We start from the raw sequence: 15,857 nt of genomic DNA on the forward strand, positions 1-15,857 counted from the left end.
TGGTCTACCGTCCCGGCCGGTGGGCCACCCAGACGGCGCGGGGCCGGGTGTAGCCCTCCACCGCGTGGATGCCCAGTTCGCGGCCGTAGCCGGACTGGCCCATGCCCGAGACGCTGACCGTCTCCTCGGTGTCGCCCCAGGTGTTGACCCACACCATGCCGGCGCGCAGGGCCCGGCCGAAGCGCTCGGCCCGGTCGGCGTCCGACGTCCAGACGGAGGCCGACAGGCCGTAGGCGGTGTCGTGGGCGAGGTCCAGGGCCTGGGCGTCGGTGTCGAACGCCGCGACGGTCAGCACCGGGGCGAAGAGCTCCTCGCGCCAGGCGCGGGTGTCGAAGGGGGCGCCGTCCACGACGGCCGGGTGGACGTAGAACCCTGCGTCGAGGTCGTGGCGGACCTCGTGGCGGCCGGGCGGCAGGATCACCCGCGCGCCCCGGGCGGCCGCCTCCTGGACCGCGTGGGCCGCGCGGTCGGCGGCGGCCCGGCTGATCAGCGGGCCGAGATCGGTGCGGGGGTCCTGGGGCGGGCCGACGCAAAGGGCGCCGGCCAGCTCGGCGACGCGTGCGACGAACTGGCCGTGCACGGCCCGGTCGACGATCAGGCGGGTCCCGGCCACGCACATCTGGCCGGTGTTGCCGGTGAAGCCGGCGACGACCGCCCGCGCGGCCGCGTCCAGGTCGGCGTCGCGGAAGACCACGACGGGGCTCTTGCCGCCCAGTTCCAGGGAGACGGGCTTGAGGCCGTCCGCGCAGCGCCGGGCTACCTCGCGGCCCGCCGCGGTGGAGCCGGTGAAGGAGACCATGCCGACGGCCTCGTGCTCGCACAGCAGCCGGCCCGTCTCCGCTCCGCCGTAGACGGCGCTGAGCACGCCCGGGGGAAGCAGGCCGTCGGCCCGGTCGACCAGGCGGCGGATGGACAGCGGTGTCTCGGGTGCCGGTTTGACGACGACCGTGTTGCCGTACGCGAGCGCGGCGGCGATCTTCCAGACGGCCAGCAGGAGCGGGTAGTTGTTCGGGCAGATCGCCGCGCACACCCCCACCGGCACCCGGTCGGTGTAGGTGCGCATGCCGGGGCCGGCCGGGTGGGTCTCCCCCACCGGGTAGCGGGCGGCGGCGGCGAACCAGTCGACGACGTCGGCGGCGAAGTCCACCTCGGCGGCGGCGCGGGCGGTGGGCTTGCCCGCGTTGGCGCGTTCCAGCGCCGCGAGGTGGTCGCGGTCCTGGCGCAGCAGGCCGGCGAGTTCGCGCAGCAGGCCTGCGCGGCGGGCCGGGGATGTGTCGGCCCAGACCGTGCGGAACGCGGTGTCCGCGCGGGCCACGGCGCCGGCGACGCCGGGGGCGTCGGTGTCGGGCAGGCGGGCGAGAACACGGCCGGTGGCCGGGTCGACGATGTCCCGCCCCCGCGAACCGTCCCGGTCCGGGCGGCCGTTGACGGCACCGCCGGTCGCGGGTCCGGAGACCGGCCGCTTCGGCGAAGTCCCCTTCCTCAGAAGGGTGGTGGCGGCACGGTCACGGTCCGCACCGCCGGTCACGGGACCGGAGACCGGCCCTCGCGGTGAACTCACCTCATCGGCACGGGTGTTGGCGGAGCCCTCGGCGACGGGGGCGAGGGCCGGGTGTTCCTGCCCGCTCATCCCAGCGCCTCCGCGTTGCCGGCCAGGCGCAGTTCGGCGTCGATGGTGGTGAGCAGGGCGAAGAACGCCTCGCGGCCCAGGCCGGTGCCGGCGCTGGAGAGGAGTCTGAGGTCGTAGCCGTCGGGGTGCTGCCACCAGGCGTCGCAGGCTCCGTACTCGGCGCTGAGGTAGCCGAGGTGGACCGGGCGGCCGGCGAGGTCGCGGATCTCGTCGGTGGCGGGGTGCTTGTCGCGGCGCGGCGGGAACCGGAGGCGGCCGCCGCCGGTGCGCTGGGCGGTCAGGCGCAGTTCGCCGCCGGCCGGGGTGGCGTAGACGACGTCGAGTTCGCGGACGGTGGCGCCGTCGCCGAAGACGGCGGCGCCGTCGGCGTGGAAGGGGCCGGCCGTGAGCGGGATGCCCTGTTTGCCGAGGAAGGCGGTGAGCTGCGCGGAGGGGGTCCAGTGGCCCTCATGGGTGCGGCCGCGCCGCTGGAAGGCGAAGACGCCGGTGGGCACGGCCACCGTGTCGGCCGGGTAGCGGGCCCAGTAGCTGAGTTCGGAGAACGGGGTGGCCAGTATCCGGGGCACCGTCTCGGGCACGGCGGGGCGCAGGGCGGCGAACAGCGCGATGATCTCCTCGTCGGTGAACTCGCCCTCCAGTACGGAGAGTTCGACGGTGGTACGGGCCATGCGGGCGCTGCCGGCCCGGTGGCCGAGGTAGTCGGTGCCGAGCCAGACCACGCGGCCCTCGCCGATCTCGTGGGGGCGGGTCTCGCTGCCCCACAGGCAGGGGTGGTCGGCGGCGGGGAAGGCCCAGTCGTAGAGGAACTGCTTGAGGCGCAGCCTGCGTCCGCCGCCGGAGATCTCGGTGCGGTAGCCGGAGGGGTTGGCGTCGCTCCAGGGGCTGCGGCCGGCGGCGTCGACGCGTCCGGGGGGCGCCTCGCGGCGCAGGGTGCCGGTGCGGCTGTGGCAGCCCGGGGGCAGTTGGGCGGGCTGCCACAGCACGAAGGTGCACCAGTCCTGGGCGCGGGTCTCGTCCATCACCGGGGGGACGGGGTCAAGGTCGGCCGCGTGGTGCAGGACCTGCGGGCGCCATCGGGGGACGGAGGGGCTCACCGTGACTCCTCGGGTGGGTTGCGAGCTGTGTGAGGTGGTCGGTCCAGGCGGAGGCGGATGCCAGGAACATCCATTCGCCGACGCCGAGTTCGGCGCGCAGGGCGGCCGGGGGTGCGGGCAGGCCGAAGGGGGTGCCCAGTGCGTCGGCGAGTTCGCTCAGCCGGCGGGTGTATCCGGGGTCGGCGGGGCTGGGGAAGCCCTGTTTGCGGCGGGCGCGCACCGAGTCGGGCAGCAGGTCGGCGAGGGCTGCTTTGAGGAGGCCTTTGTGGGTGCCGGGCTGGTTGGTGTCCTTGAGGTGTTCGGGGCAGCGGAAGGCCAGTTCGGTCAGGGCGACGTCCTGGAAGACGGGCCGGTCCTCCAGGGTGAAGGTCGCCGAGGTGGCGTCCACCATGTCGTTGACGTAGACCAGGAAGCGGCGCATCAGGTGGTGCCGGCCGCGTTTGAGGGGGGAGGCGGTCTTGAGCGCCCGGTACTCGTCCAGGGTGCGTTCCCACACCCGGTCGGTCACCGCCGTCATGTCGACGTCGAGTTCGTGGGCCATCCAGCTGATGAGGCCGGCCCAGACGGGGCGTTCGTCGGCGTGCAGGCGGTGGGTGAGGTAGTGGCGTCCGTGGATGAAGGTGGGGGCGTAGGGGTCGACGACGGGGAAGTAGCGGCCGGCCTGGTATCCCCAGAGTTCGTCGGCTCCGTGTCCGGAGTAGACGACGACGTTGTTGTCGTCGGCGATGGTGCGGTAGAGGTGGTGCATCGCCAGCTCGGCGCCGTGCAGCAGCGGCCGCATCAGCCGGGTGGGCAGGACGGGCACCAGGGCGGCGGCGCTGTCGCTGTCCAGGTCGCAGACGGTCAGCGGGACGCCGAGACGGCCGGCGACCTCGGTGGCGTAGGTGACGTCGTCGCCGGAGCCGCCGATGCCGTCCTGGTAGCGCAGCACGTATGCGTCCAGGGGTACTCCGGTGCGGGTCAGGGCGGCGGCGATCGCGGTGCTGTCGACGCCGCCGCTGAGGACCGCGGCGCGGGGGACGTCGGACACGGACCGTTGCTGGATCGCCCGGTCGAAGGCGGCCCTGATCTCCTCGGGCTGGATCGGGTCGTCGACCGCGGCGGGTTTCCAGTAGCGGTGGGTGCTGGTGTGCGGGCGGTCCAGGAGGAGGTATTCGGCGGGCTGCAGGGACTGGATGCCGCGCAGCCAGGTGTGGTCGTCGGCGGCGTCCATCCGGATCCATGAGCGCAGCACGAACTCCTCGGGGTCGACCTCGGGGGTCACCAGGCCGGTGCGCAGCAGCACGCCCTGCTCGGAGGCGAACAGCAGGGCGCCTTCGGTGACGGTGTAGAAGAGCGGTTTGACGCCGAAGTGGTCGCGGGCCAGCACCACGCGGCCGGTCGTGGTGTCGTGCCAGGCGAGGGCGAACATGCCGTCCAGCGGGCGCAGTGCGGCCCCGGGATCGTCCTGGCGGCAGATCTGCTGGAGCACGAACTCGGTGTCGCAGGTGGTGCGGCGCGGCCACAGCGGTGGCGCGGGGGAACGGGAGCCGTAGACCTCGCCGTTGTGGACCAGCGTGATGCGGCCGGTGGGGTCGGTCATCGGCTGGTCGCCCGCCTCGGTGCGGTCGCGGACCGCCAGGCGGGTCGCGCACAGCATGACGGTGCCGCACGAGGAGACGTAGGGCGCGGCGGCGGCCTCGCCGCGGTGTGCCATGGCGTCGGTCATGGTCCGGCCCAGGGCGTCCAGCCATGCGGGGTCGCGTCGTCCGTCCAGGCTGATGAAGCCCGCTATGCCGCACACGTGTTGTTCCCCGGTTCCTGCCGGTGCGGCCATACCCGCCACAGGTGGGCGAGCGCGTCGGTGAAGACGTGCTCGATGCCGTGGTGTCCGCCCGCGTGTTCCTGGTAGGTGTGCGGGACGTGGTGGGTGTCGAGGGCCGCGTGCAGTGCGCGGGTCCCCCAGTGCATGCCGTACTCGTCGCGTTCGCCGACGCCGAGGTGGAGCAGGCCCAGTTCGGTGAGCGGGCCGGTGTGGGCGGGGAGCATCCGGACCGGGTCGTGGGTGAGCCAGCGCTGCCACACCTGGTCGCGGAAGCGGCCGGTGACGGGGTCGCAGGGCAGTGCGTCCTGCGGGGTGGTGCGGGGCTGGTCGGTGTAGCACATGCCCATGGCGATGATGCTCATGGCCACCATGAAGGGGACGTCGTGCGGGCCGCTGTCGCGGCGGGCCAGCAGGGCGTCGACGCCGCCGGCCGCGCGGACGGTGTCGAGGGTGGCGGGCAGCAGCGGCAGGTAGCAGTGTTCGAACCCGGCGTCGGGTGAGCAGGCGACGACCGCGCCGAACAGCGGGGAGGTCATGCCCGCGACGAGTGCGCCGTAGCCGCCGCTGGACTTGCCGCCGATGGCGCGCCGGGCCGGGTCGGGCAGGGTCGCGAACCGGGCGTCGACTTCCGCGACGACCTCGGCGAGGTAGGCGGCGTAGCGGCCCGAGGCGGCGGAGTCGAGGTACTGCGAGCCGCCGTAGGCGGTGGTGCAGTCGGGCACGACGAGCAGGGCGGGCGGCACCCGGCCGTCCGTCATCGCCTGGTGCAGGCGGTCGGCGACGGATGCGCCGAAGGACAGGGCCCGGTTGCCCAGGCCGGGGTGGGCGCCGAATCCGGGCAGCCAGTAGATGACCGGGTAGCGGCGGATGCCGTCGTATCCGGGGGGCAGGTGCACCTCGATGCGGCGGCGGTGCGGGTCGCCCAGCGGGTTGCCGCGCAGGCAGGTGCTCTCGTGGTCGAGCAGGACCGGGTTGTTCGGGGCCGGGTTGTTCACGGGGTGCTCGCCTCCTGCAGTACGCGCTCCACGTGGCGGGTGTAGAAGGACGGGTGGTGGAAGACCGCGGAGAGCAGGACGCCGTCGCTGGCCCACAGGCCGAAGGAGCTGCCGAACAAGAGGTCGGCGCCGAGCAGGGCCTCAAGGGTGCTCGCCGCGGTCTCGGTCCAGCTCTCGCCGCCGGCCAGGTGGGCGCGGGCGGGCCCTTCGCCGAGCCGGGTGACCCGGTGGGTGACCGGGTCCAGGAGGAAGGCGTTCTGGGCGCCGTGGTCCTCGTACAGCGAGATGACGTGGCGTCCGGCGCCGTCGTCCAGCGCCCGGTACCAGTAGTCGGTGGCCACCAGGCGGTCCAGGAGTTCGTGCAGGAGGTCCTCGCAGGTGCGGCTCTGGCGGCCGTAGCGGTCGGCGGCGGCGTCGAACGGGGGCACCGGGGTGGCCGGGTCGAGGCTCACCTCGGCGTAGAGCCGGTCGAAGTCGTAGGCGGCGGGCGCGACGGGTCCCTCGGCGGGGGCGGCCTTGCCGTCGGCGATCTCGATCACCTGGCCGGGTCCCCACAGCAGGCCGTCGCGGCCCAGGTCGTCCAGCCGGCGCAGGGCCTGGACGGGGGTGAGGGGGAACATCGTCCGGTTGCACCAGGAGTAGTCGTGTTCGCCGTCGCCGTCGCCGCCGACCCGCCAGCCGAACGAGGAGGGCACCGTCAGGGCCGCGGGGATCGCCTCGACGTAGCGGTCGAAGTTCGCCGCGGCGCGGGCGCGGACCGCGTCCGGGTCGTTCAGGGGGCGGCGCTCGGTCAGCACGCCGGGCGGCGAGACGCTGTGCGCGGGGACGAACACGGCGTCCAGGCGCGGCGCGTCGTCGCGCCGGAAGGCGGCCGCGGTGCTCTCGTGCAGGAGTGCGTCGCCGCACAGCATGACGGCCGCGTCGGCGGTCTGCACCAGCACGCTCATCTCGGGGAACGGCACGGCCGAGGGGAAGGTGCGCAGGCTGGCCGCGCCCAGGGTGAGGGTGTCGCCCGGTGTCACCGGGTGCAGGCGCTCGAAGCCCAGGCGGCGCAGGGTCCAGGCGATCGCCTGGTGCCCCAGGCCGGAGGCGGTCAGCCGGGGCGGCACGGGGCCCGCGGGGTAGATGCAGGTGACGGCGGAGCTCTGGCGGGGGCTGTCGTCGAAGTCGACGTCGGCGCCGTCGGCCAGTTGCCGCAGCGAGGGGAAGTGGTGGTGGTCGAAGTGGTGGTGGCTGAGGACCACGTAGTCGACGCCGTCGTCGAGGACCTGGCGCACCAGGTCTGCGGGCAGCGGCGGGTGGTGTTCCCAGAAGCGGTCCAGGCGCTGGGTGAGCCAGGGGTCGAAGAGGATCCGCTCGCTGCCCGTCTCCAGGAGGACGGCGGCGTGGCCGAGCGAGGTCAGGCGCATCAGGTGCTCGTCTCGTACACGCAGCGGAAGCCGACCTCGTTGTGCCGGTCGGTGATGAGGTCCTTGCCGCGGTAGAAGGTGGTCAGGCAGGTGGGCGGCGAGGTCCAGGTGCCGCCGCGCAGGACGTGGAAGGCGTCCTTGCGGTTCATGAAGTCCAGCGGGTGGCGCCCCTGGAAGAAGGGGTCCATGTCCTGGCCGGTGTAGAAGTTGGTGCGGGTCAGTTCCCACACGTTGCCGGACATCTGCAGGGCTCCGTAGGGGCTGGCGCCCTGCGGGAGGGCGTCGGCGGCGAGCACCGGGTGGGCGGGGTCGGTGCCCTGTTCGACGGTGAGCAGCAGGGCTTCGAGGGAGTCGAGGTCGCTCACCTGCTCGCCGAAGGACCGCTCGACGTAGTTCACCTTCTGGGGGTCCCAGTCCTGGCCCCAGGGGTAGCGGCGGCCGTCGGTGCCGCGTGCGGCCTTCTCCCACTGGACCTCGCTGGGCAGGGCGCCGCCGGCCCACTTGGCGAAGGCGTGGGCGTCGTACCAGTCGAGGCCGACGACGGGCAGGTGGGGTGCGTTGAAGCGCGGGTCGTGCGCGTGGGCGGGGCGGTGGGAGCGTTCCAGGGGCTGGTCGGGGTGGTCGAACTCGCCGGAGTCGCCGACCTCGTCGAGGAAGACGCGGTAGCGGGCGTTGGTGACGGTGGTGCGGTCGATGAGGAAGGCGGGCACGTCCACGGCGCGCAGGGTGCTGTCGTCCTGGGCCATGCGGAAGGCGTCGGGTTTCTCGTCGGCGCCGATGATCGCCGGGCCGGCCGGTACCAGGACGACGTCGTCGTGGCGGCGGGGGCGGCTGCGCGCGGCGGTGATCCTGGCCCGCATGTCGGTGAAGTACTCGTCCTCCAGGCGGCGCAGTTCGGCGGGGTCGCGGGTGCCGAAGACGGCGATGAGGGCGCGTTTGGTCAGGGCCGCGCCGCAGCCGACGGGCTTGCGCGCCCAGTCGGGCCGGGTGAAGTTGCTGGGCCAGCCGGAGATGCGGATGAGGTCGGGGACGGCGGCGGCGATCCGGTACTGGGTGATGACCTTCAGTGCGGTGAAGGCGACCCAGTCGACGGTGTCGTGGGTCGCGGCGGCCACGGCGGTGGCCGCGGCGGGATCGTCCGCGTGGTGGGCGGCCAGCAGCCGCACCGCGCCGGCGCGCACCGGCCACTCGGGGTGGGCTGCCACCAGGCTCGCCAGCAGCGGCACCCCGTCGGCTCCGCGCGCCTTCTGCCCGGCCAGGTCGACGACGCGTTCCACCGAGGCCCAGTAGCGCTCGTCGGTGGAGTCGTCGATCACCAGCAGGTCGGCGGGAAGGTCGATGACGTGGGAAACGCGATTGCCTACCATTTCTGCCTCTCTCGGGACGACGTGCCGCCCGTACGGAATTCCGTACGGGCGGCGCGTACTTCGCTGTCAGAGGATTACCACTTGCTGGTCTCCTCGTCCGCGTCACGGGTCTCCATAAAGGTGCCGTCGCTCATATTCCACTCCCTCCGCAATAGTTTTTGACGGGGCCGTGCGGCCACCTGGCCCGAGAGGATACGCAGGGCGCCGAAGGCACGGCAACGGCCCATTTTCCGGCTCGTCTTGAACATGAACGGCCTGTGATACATGCGGGTAGGTTCGCGGGTGATCCGATGTCAAGCGAGGGAGGACGAGAAATGGTGGAGACTGATTCCGGGGGAATACGGGAGAACGGATTCGTGCGGCTTCCGGGGCTCGCGGCCGGTGACGCGCTCATCCGGCTGCGGCGGGCGGTGGGCGCGCTGGAGGACCTCACCCGCGACCGTGCCGTCTCGGGCGGGGACTTCGTGCTGGAGGCGCCGGGCATCGGCGGCTGGGCGGCCTGGCAGCAGGGGGCCGGGGCGCTGCGGGGGGTGCTGCGCTCGGCCGACCGGATCCATGTGCACGTCCCGGAGTTCGCCGCCGTGCAGCACGCGCTGGACCTGGCCGGCGGGCCGGTCGCCCGGGCGGCCGGCGCCCCGGGCACGCTGGTCAACTCCTTCCTGTGGGCCAAGCCGCCGGTGGTGGGCTCGGCCAAGCCCTGGCACCAGGACATGGCGTTCGCGCCGCCCGGCTTCGACCCGCGGGAGCACGGCATCGTGACGGTGTGGGTCGCGCTGGAGCCGGCCACCGTCCGCAACGGCTGTCTGGAGTTCCTGCCCGGGTCGCACCTGCTCGGGCTGCTCCCGCATTCCGGGGACAGCGAGCGGCTGCCGGGCCAGGCGCCGCTGGAGCGGGCGACGGAGCCGCATGTGGCCGACGAGCACCTGCCGGACACGGACAAGGCGGTGGTGATGGAGCTGGAGCCGGGGTCGGCCGTCCTGTTCGACGGGCTGGTGCTGCACCGCTCGGCGCCCAACACGACGGCGGCGCAGCCGCGCACCGCCGTCAGCTTCGTCTACCGGGTGCCGCGGCCGGCATGGTCGCGCCCGGCGCCGGCGGGCACCGGGCGGTGATGTTCAACTGCTGCCGGGCGGCGGTCGAACGGCGCGGTCGGCGGCCGGCCGCGCGGTCGGGGACACGGCAGCCTGCGGGGGGTCAGGGGCCGGCCGTGCCGTCGAGGACGTAGAAGCCGGTGCCGTCGAGGTGGCGGATCGTGTTCAGGTCGCGCTGCACGACCTCCTCGAGGTCGTGCAGCAGCGTCACGATGACCGGGTAGGTCAGGTCGTCGACGGTCGGGACGATGTCCTGGCCCGGTTTGACCGGGGTCGCCAGGGTGTGGAAGCTCTCCAGCCGCTGGATCTCCTCGATGCCCCGGTACTCGCTGAGCACGCCCTGGACCGGCGAGACCATGCCGGCGATCGCGCAATGACGGCGCAGGGTGTAGGGGCGCTGGGCGCGGGCGTGGAACCGTTCGGGACGCAGGCAGGCCTCGACGGTCCATTCCAGCTGCGAGGCGCCGATGCCCAGGCCGGCGCTGGCGGGGATGCCGCCGCCGGCGATCCGGGCGCCGGCCTCGACCAGGCACGGTCCGTCGGGGGTCATCCTGATCTCCACGTGCGCGGGGCCGTGGCGGATGCCCAGGGCGTCCAGGACCTGGAAGGCGTAGTGGCTCAACGGGGCCGCGGCCCGGTCGCCGGAGTCGGTCAGCGCGAGCGCGTCGCACAGGTCGACGATGCCGTTGGCGCTGACGCGGCTGGTGCGCCAGATGTCGCAGACGTGGTGGCGGCCGTCGCGGCTGACGGTGTTGACCATGTACTCGGTGCCCGGGAGGTACTCCTGCGCCACGGCCCCGTCGTTGGCCCGGGAGAAGACGTCGTCGGTGCCGGCCAGGGCGCTGAAGGCGGCGGCCGACTCCTCGGGTGTGTCGCAGAAGGAGACGCCCTGGCTGCCGGCGCTGCGCAGCGGTTTGACGACGACGCGTCCGCCCAGTTCGCGGTGCCAGGCGGCCAGTTCGCCGGCGTCGGTGACCCGCAGCTGGCGGGCCGCGCGCAGGCCGGCGGCGCGCACGGTCTCGACCATGACGTGCTTGTCGCGCCGTGCGGTGCTCAGGGCGGTTCCGTTGCCGGGCAGGCCGAGCCGCTCGGCGAGCAGGTCCGCGAGCTCCACCCCCACCTCGCCGCCCGAGACCACCGCGAGGGGCGTGAACGCCGCGACGGCGGCGAGGGTGGCCGCCACGTCGCCGTCGTGGACGATGTCGGCGGCGAAGTCGTCGCGGACGAAAGGCGCCGACCGGTAGACGAACGGCACCTCGCGTGTGCTTTGCACACGGACGACCGAACACCCCTGCTTCTTGAATTCAAGAACGAGTGAACGGACGGCGGCATAGGCATCGACCATCACGATGCACGGGCTGTTCCCGGTGGTTGCTGTCATATGTTCACGATAGGCAGGGGCCCCTCTCGCTGAAATGTGTTCATCTCTGGCATCCTCCGGTCCCTGGAGGGGTACGTGATGACATCGACTTTTCTTCCCGCGGTACACCGTTCACCGAATTTCACTCCCGTATTGCTGTTCGTCAACGCGTGCGGGAGTTTCCTGCTTCTGGTGAGCCTGTCCACGCACGTGGGATCGGTCACCGGGTCGGGACTGCTGGCCGGGGCGGTGCTGAGTGCGCCGTGGCTGCCCGCGCTGCTGCTGGCACATCCGCTCAACTCGCTGCTGCGCCGGCGCGCCCCGGAGCACCTGGTGCGGGCGGCCGAGGCGGCGAGCCTGGTCCTGACCCTGGCCGCCCTGGCGGTGCCGGGCCGCGCGCTGCTCGCGGTGGCCGCCGTCCTCGTCCTGGTCCGCGGGTTCTGCGAGGCGCTCACCCGCTCGGCCACCTCGGTCGTGCTGCGCGCCGCCGTCGCCCCCGAGCGGCTGGAGCGCGCCAACACCTTCGCCGAGATAGGCAAGTTGACCGGGGTCAGTGCCGGGGCGGCGCTGGCGGGGCCGGCCGCGGCGGTCCTGCCGCTGCGGGGCCTGGTCGCGGTGAACGCGGCGCTGCTGGTGCTGTCCGCGCTGCTCGCCTGGGCCCTGCCGACGCTTGCCGGCAACGCCCGCGCGAAGGCGGATGACGCCCGGAACACCGGGGCCGCCGGGGGCGGGGCAGCCGCCGCGGACGCCGGGGGCGGGGCGGCCGCCGGGGGGCTGCGGGTCGAGGACCCGGTGCTGCGCAGGCTGTTCGCCCGGTTCCTGCTGGTCGCGTTCTGGCAGGGGTTCCACACCGTGGCCGTCACCGTGATCCCCCTGCAGGTGCTGGACGGCGGGACCCGGCTGGTGGGCGTCTTCGTCGCCGTCTCCTCGCTCGCCGTCTTCGCCGGGTCGCTGGCCGCCCTGCCCGCCCAGCGCCACCTCGGGCAGCTGCCCTCGGCCGCGTGGGCGCTGCTGCCGATGCCCTTCCTGCTGGCCGCGCTGCTGGCCGGGCGCACGGCGCCGACGCTGGTGCTGTACGCGCTGTTCCTGGTCCTGTTCGAGGTCGCCTACGTCCACTACAACAACCGGCTGCTGGCGGTGGCCTCGGCCGCGCAGCTGCCGGCGGTACTGACGCTGCGGGCCACCCTGCTGCCCCTGGGGGTGGTGGTGTCCATCCTGGCCACGGGCGCGCTCTGCGACCTGGCGGGACCCCTGCCGACGGCGGTGGCGGTCGCCGCTGTCACCTTCCTGGTGACCGCCGCCACCGGCACTGGGCAAACGTGGAGAAGCCCCGCACGGGATACGTGATCAGGATGGCAGGGGCGTCGACGCGTGCGTCGCCGCACACCACCCCCCTCGCCCCTGACCCGAAGGAGATCCGCCGTGCGGGTTCTCATCGTGCCGTTCCCCTTCAAGACGCACCTGTTCAACCTGGTTCCGCTGGCGTGGTCGCTGCAGACCGCCGGGCACGAGGTGCGGGTGGCCGGCTGGCCCGATCTCCTGGACGCCGTCGCCGGGGCCGGGCTGACGGGCCTGGGCGTGGGGCCCGGTGAGAGCCCTCAGCTGCGCAGACGGCGCGACGAGCGGCGCCAGGCGGCGGCCGCCACTGCCCCGTCCGGCGCACGGAAGTCTCCGCAGGACGGGCTCGGCCCGCTGTTCGAGCTGGGGCCCGACCGTGCGCGGCTGGGCTGGGAGCAGGTCACCGGGGTGATGGACGACCTGGTGCTGCCGCAGGCCCGGCGGTCCAACGACTCGATGATGGAGGAACTGGTCGCCTTCGCCCAGGCGTGGCGGCCCGATCTGGTGCTGTGGGGGGCGAAGGCGTTCGCGGGCGCGGTGGCCGCCGCGGCGGTCGGGGCCGCGCACGCCCGGGTGCTGTACTCCGTCGACGTCTACTCCCGCATGCGGGAGGACTTCCTGCACGCGCAGGCGCTGCGCCCGCCGCACGACCGCGCCGACAAACTGCGTGACTGGCTGGCCGGCTGGGCCGGAAAGTACGGCCGCGCGTTCTCCGAGGAGCTGGTGGACGGGCAGTTCACCATCGACCCGCTGCCCGGGGCGTTCAGGCCCGACGAGCGGGCGACGACGCTGCCCATGCAGTGCGTCCCCTACAACGGGCCGGCCGTGGTGCCGCGGTGGATCGCCGAACCGCCGCGGGCACCGCGGGTCCTGATGACCTTCGGGGACGCGGTCAACGACGGTCCGGTGCGGCAGCTGCTGCCCGTGGAACGGATCCAGGAGATCCTCGACTCTGCGGCCGGCCTGGAGATGGAGCTGATCCTGACCCTGCCGCGGGAGTCCCAGGGCCGGCTCGACCGGGTGCCGGCCAACACCCGTCTGGTGGAGTCCGTGCCGCTGGCCGACGTCCTGCCGACCTGCGCGGCCATGGTGCATCACGGCGGCACCTGGTCGTTCGGCTGCGCCCTGCGCTACGGCGTGCCGCAACTGCTGGTCAGCCGGGCGTTCGACGTCCCGCTCAAACTCCGCTGCCTGGAACGCTCGGGGGCGGGGCTGGCCATGAAGCCCGCCGAGGCGGACGGGCCGCGGGTGCGGGCCGCGCTGGAGCGCCTGCTCCACGACCAGGGGCTGCGGGCGAACGCCCGGCGGCTGAGCGAGGAGGTGCTGGCCATGCCCTCCCCCAACGAGATGACACGGACCCTGGAGGACCTGGTCGCCGCCCACCGGGCCGGCACGGCGCCCGCGGACGTGCTGCGGTCCGCCGCACTGCCCGCGGGTGTTCCCGAGGCCGGGCCGGTGCCCGCCGTGCACTGAGCCGCGACGGCAACAAAAGCGCCAAGCGGCCCCGCACCGTCAACGGTGCGGGGCCGCTTGGTGGTTCAGGACGCCGGGACCGAAACCGGTACCGGGTCCGGGGAGGCCTGGCAGGTCGCGTCGATCCCCTTGCGGGAGGCGGGACGGGTGCCGTCGCGCAGGTAGTTGCCGACGTAGGTGTTCAGGCAGGCGTTGTTGTTCGCCGACAGTGCCGCGCCGACGTTGTGGCCGCCCTGCTCCAGCACCAGGCGGGAGTTGGGGAACAGCTTGTGCGTGCGTACGGCGCCGGTGGTGCCGTGCGCGGTGTCGAACTCCGGCTGCACCAGCAGGACGTTCACCGCAGGGTCGCCGACCTTCTGCGGACTTTGCGCGGGCGCCGGCCAGAACGCGCACGGCGCGTTGTACCAGGCGTTGGTCCAGGTCAAAAACCGGTTCCCGGCGGCGTACTGGCGGGAGTAGTCGGTGTGCCAGCGGTTCCAGTTGCGCGGCTGGGCGGCGTCGGTGCACTGGACCGCGTTGGTCATCGCGTGCCGGTTCTGGTGCGGGAAGCCCGGGTCGGTGTAGGTGGCCCGCAGCGATGCCGGGTCGCCGCGCACCGCCCAGTCGGAGAGCACCTTCGCGCGCGAGAGCCAGGTCCAGCTGCGGTAGACGACCGGCTCGAAGACGTCGGCCCATTCGGACGGGCCGATCTTGCCGTCGAGGGGGGCGGCTCCCAGCGCGTCCTGGCCCTTGTAGTAGTTCGCCTCGACCTCGGCCGCGGTGGTGCCCAGGTGGTAGACCGCGTCGTAGCGGGCGACCCAGGTGAAGAAGATCCGGGCGTTCGTCTCGGACGTCTCGTTCTTGGCGAGGTTGCCCTTGTACCACTTGCCGTTGGGGCGGGCCACGCTGTCCAGCACCATCCGGTTCACCCGGTCCGGGTACATCGAGGCGTAGACCGAGCCGAGGTAGGTGCCCCAGTCGGTGCCGAAGTAGGTGATCTTCTCCTGGCCGAGCGCGATCCGCATCCGGTCGAGGTCGCGGGCGGCGTCCTTGGTGGTGAGGTGGTTCAGCACGTCGCCGTACCGGTCGCCGCAGCTCTTGGCGTACGCGCGGGCCCGGTCGGCCCATTCCTGCTCGGCGGCCGGCGTGGCGGGCACGGAGTCGGGCTGGGCGTGCCCGGGGTAGACGTAGTCGCTGTCGCAGACGACGGACGGTTCGCTGGCGCCGACGCCGCGCGGGTCGAAGCCGATCCAGTCGTAGGCGGCGCCGACGTCCTTGGCCAGTCCGGTGGTTCCCTGGGCGTAGCGGGTGGGCAGGTCGCGGCCGATACCGCCGGGCCACTGGCCGCGGTTGAGGATCACGACGCCCTGGTACTGGCTGTCGGGGGCCGTGTGGACGGCCCGGGTCAGCGCCAGGCTGATCTTCCTGCCGTCGGGATCGGCGTAGTCGAGCGGTACCTGGACCGAGCCGCAGTCCAGGCCCTTGAGCAGGCTGCCGAGGACCGGGTCGGTGTCGGGACACGGTGACCAGGCGATGCCTGCGGCGGCCGGCCCGGTCGCGTCCGTTGCCGCCGCCGGGGCGACGGCCGGCCCCACCAGGCCGGCCACGGCCACCGCTGTGACCCATGCGAGCTTTTTCACGTTGTTTTCCCCTCCTGAATTCAGCGCGCTCGCAGCCTGGCAAGGGCCTCTCCAATTCTGGTCAAGAGTGGCTGGAAATCCGCTGGAGCGATCGGGTGCGGAGATGCATCGCGGCGGGGAATCTTCCTAGCATGGGGCGACGAAATCCCAACCCCCCAGGAGTGGAAATGGCTGACTCCGCCATTCAGGGAATCAAGACCGTGCTGCATCCCGTAGCGGACGTGGCCGCGGCGAAGAAGGTGTACGCCGCCCTGCTCGGCATCGAGCCGCAGACCGACTCGGAGTTCTATGTCGGCTTCGACCTCGCAGGTCAGCACATCGGGCTGGTGCCGGCGGGAGCGCAGGACATCACCTCGCCGGTCGCCTACTGGCACGTGCCCGACATCGAGGCGAAGCTGGCCGAGGTGACGGCCGCGGGGGCCACGCTCAAGAGCCCCGCCGCGGACGTCGGCGGCGGCCGTCTGGTGGCCACCGTCACCGACCTCGACGGCAACGTTCTGGGGCTGCTGCAGGACAGCTGACGCCGCGGCACATCTCCCAGCCGTCCTCGAAGCCCCCCCGAGCCCGTCTCGAGGGGGCTTCGAGGCGTCCCGCCTAGCCTCGCCGGGCGGGGCACGGTGAGGTGCCCGCACCGGCTGACACCTCGCGGGGCCCGGTCCGGGCCGGCAGAACCCGCC

At 73.1% G+C, this 15,857-nt stretch carries 12 protein-coding genes; 4 read left to right on the forward strand and 8 right to left on the reverse strand.

The window, feature by feature from the left end; translation table 11 throughout:
- Window positions 1-4 precede the first annotated feature (4 nt).
- From ABZX90_RS34765 to ABZX90_RS34790, 6 genes are read right to left on the reverse strand one after another with little or no spacing between them, the layout of a single operon-like run.
- Window positions 5-1,630: an aldehyde dehydrogenase family protein gene (locus tag ABZX90_RS34765; protein ID WP_355211668.1), complete on the reverse strand. Its 1,626-nt coding sequence runs from the start codon at window positions 1,628-1,630 to the stop codon at window positions 5-7.
- The gene (locus ABZX90_RS34770) at window positions 1,627-2,724 is read right to left on the reverse strand and encodes a hypothetical protein (RefSeq protein ID WP_355211671.1); all 1,098 of its coding nucleotides are present in this window, start codon (window positions 2,722-2,724) and stop codon (window positions 1,627-1,629) included. The genes ABZX90_RS34765 and ABZX90_RS34770 overlap by 4 nt, the downstream gene beginning before the upstream one ends.
- The gene (locus ABZX90_RS34775) at window positions 2,666-4,507 is read right to left on the reverse strand and encodes an asparagine synthetase B (RefSeq protein ID WP_355211674.1); all 1,842 of its coding nucleotides are present in this window, start codon (window positions 4,505-4,507) and stop codon (window positions 2,666-2,668) included. Before ABZX90_RS34775 ends, ABZX90_RS34770 begins: the two co-directional genes overlap by 59 nt.
- The gene (locus ABZX90_RS34780; RefSeq protein ID WP_355211677.1) at window positions 4,495-5,523 is read right to left on the reverse strand and encodes an alpha/beta hydrolase-fold protein; all 1,029 of its coding nucleotides are present in this window, start codon (window positions 5,521-5,523) and stop codon (window positions 4,495-4,497) included. Before ABZX90_RS34780 ends, ABZX90_RS34775 begins: the two co-directional genes overlap by 13 nt.
- Window positions 5,520-6,932: an MBL fold metallo-hydrolase gene (locus ABZX90_RS34785; RefSeq protein WP_355211680.1), complete on the reverse strand. Its 1,413-nt coding sequence runs from the start codon at window positions 6,930-6,932 to the stop codon at window positions 5,520-5,522. The genes ABZX90_RS34780 and ABZX90_RS34785 overlap by 4 nt, the downstream gene beginning before the upstream one ends.
- Window positions 6,932-8,299, reverse strand: a complete 1,368-nt coding sequence (locus tag ABZX90_RS34790) for an SUMF1/EgtB/PvdO family nonheme iron enzyme (protein ID WP_351125777.1) — start codon at window positions 8,297-8,299, stop codon at window positions 6,932-6,934. Before ABZX90_RS34790 ends, ABZX90_RS34785 begins: the two co-directional genes overlap by 1 nt.
- A 314-nt stretch (window positions 8,300-8,613) precedes the next feature.
- On the opposite strand from ABZX90_RS34790, the gene ABZX90_RS34795 reads away from it, so the two are divergent.
- Complete coding sequence (locus tag ABZX90_RS34795; protein ID WP_355211683.1) at window positions 8,614-9,411, forward strand: phytanoyl-CoA dioxygenase family protein; 798 nt, start codon at window positions 8,614-8,616, stop codon at window positions 9,409-9,411.
- Window positions 9,412-9,493: 82 nt separating this feature from the next.
- Here ABZX90_RS34795 and ABZX90_RS34800 read toward each other — a convergent pair whose 3' ends face one another.
- Window positions 9,494-10,771 carry an ATP-grasp domain-containing protein gene (locus ABZX90_RS34800; RefSeq protein WP_355211686.1) on the reverse strand — a complete coding sequence of 426 codons (1,278 nt, stop codon included), beginning with the start codon at window positions 10,769-10,771 and terminating at the stop codon, window positions 9,494-9,496.
- A 132-nt stretch (window positions 10,772-10,903) separates the two neighbouring features.
- Between ABZX90_RS34800 and ABZX90_RS34805 the strand changes: the two genes are divergently transcribed.
- Both ABZX90_RS34805 and ABZX90_RS34810 read left to right on the forward strand, forming a co-directional pair.
- Window positions 10,904-12,097, forward strand: a complete 1,194-nt coding sequence (locus ABZX90_RS34805) for a hypothetical protein (protein ID WP_355211689.1) — start codon at window positions 10,904-10,906, stop codon at window positions 12,095-12,097.
- A 75-nt stretch (window positions 12,098-12,172) separates the two neighbouring features.
- Window positions 12,173-13,561 (forward strand): nucleotide disphospho-sugar-binding domain-containing protein, encoded by a 1,389-nt coding sequence (locus ABZX90_RS34810; RefSeq protein ID WP_355211692.1) that lies wholly within the window; start codon window positions 12,173-12,175, stop codon window positions 13,559-13,561.
- Window positions 13,562-13,626: 65 nt separating this feature from the next.
- Here the strand turns inward: ABZX90_RS34810 and ABZX90_RS34815 are convergent, their stop codons facing one another.
- Window positions 13,627-15,180, reverse strand: coding sequence for an alpha/beta fold hydrolase (locus ABZX90_RS34815; protein WP_355211694.1), 1,554 nt, complete (start codon window positions 15,178-15,180; stop codon window positions 13,627-13,629).
- A 167-nt stretch (window positions 15,181-15,347) separates the two neighbouring features.
- On the opposite strand from ABZX90_RS34815, the gene ABZX90_RS34820 reads away from it, so the two are divergent.
- Window positions 15,348-15,701 (forward strand): VOC family protein, encoded by a 354-nt coding sequence (locus ABZX90_RS34820; protein WP_351125788.1) that lies wholly within the window; start codon window positions 15,348-15,350, stop codon window positions 15,699-15,701.
- Window positions 15,702-15,857: the final 156 nt, after the last annotated feature.

The organism is Streptomyces sp. NPDC002935 (assembly GCF_040611295.1).
Classification (GTDB): Bacteria; Actinomycetota; Actinomycetes; order Streptomycetales; family Streptomycetaceae; genus Streptomyces.

Bases quoted from the DNA above. Each gene is read 5' to 3' on its own strand.
- ABZX90_RS34765 (WP_355211668.1), bottom strand. From the start codon at position 1,630: ATGAGCGGGCAGGAACACCCGGCCCTCGCCCCCGTCGCCGAGGGCTCC.
- ABZX90_RS34785 (WP_355211680.1), bottom strand. From the start codon at position 6,932: ATGCGCCTGACCTCGCTCGGCCACGCCGCCGTCCTCCTGGAGACGGGC.
- ABZX90_RS34790 (WP_351125777.1), bottom strand. From the start codon at position 8,299: ATGGTAGGCAATCGCGTTTCCCACGTCATCGACCTTCCCGCCGACCTG.
- ABZX90_RS34795 (WP_355211683.1), top strand. From the start codon at position 8,614: ATGGTGGAGACTGATTCCGGGGGAATACGGGAGAACGGATTCGTGCGG.
- ABZX90_RS34800 (WP_355211686.1), bottom strand. From the start codon at position 10,771: ATGACAGCAACCACCGGGAACAGCCCGTGCATCGTGATGGTCGATGCC.
- ABZX90_RS34820 (WP_351125788.1), top strand. From the start codon at position 15,348: ATGGCTGACTCCGCCATTCAGGGAATCAAGACCGTGCTGCATCCCGTA.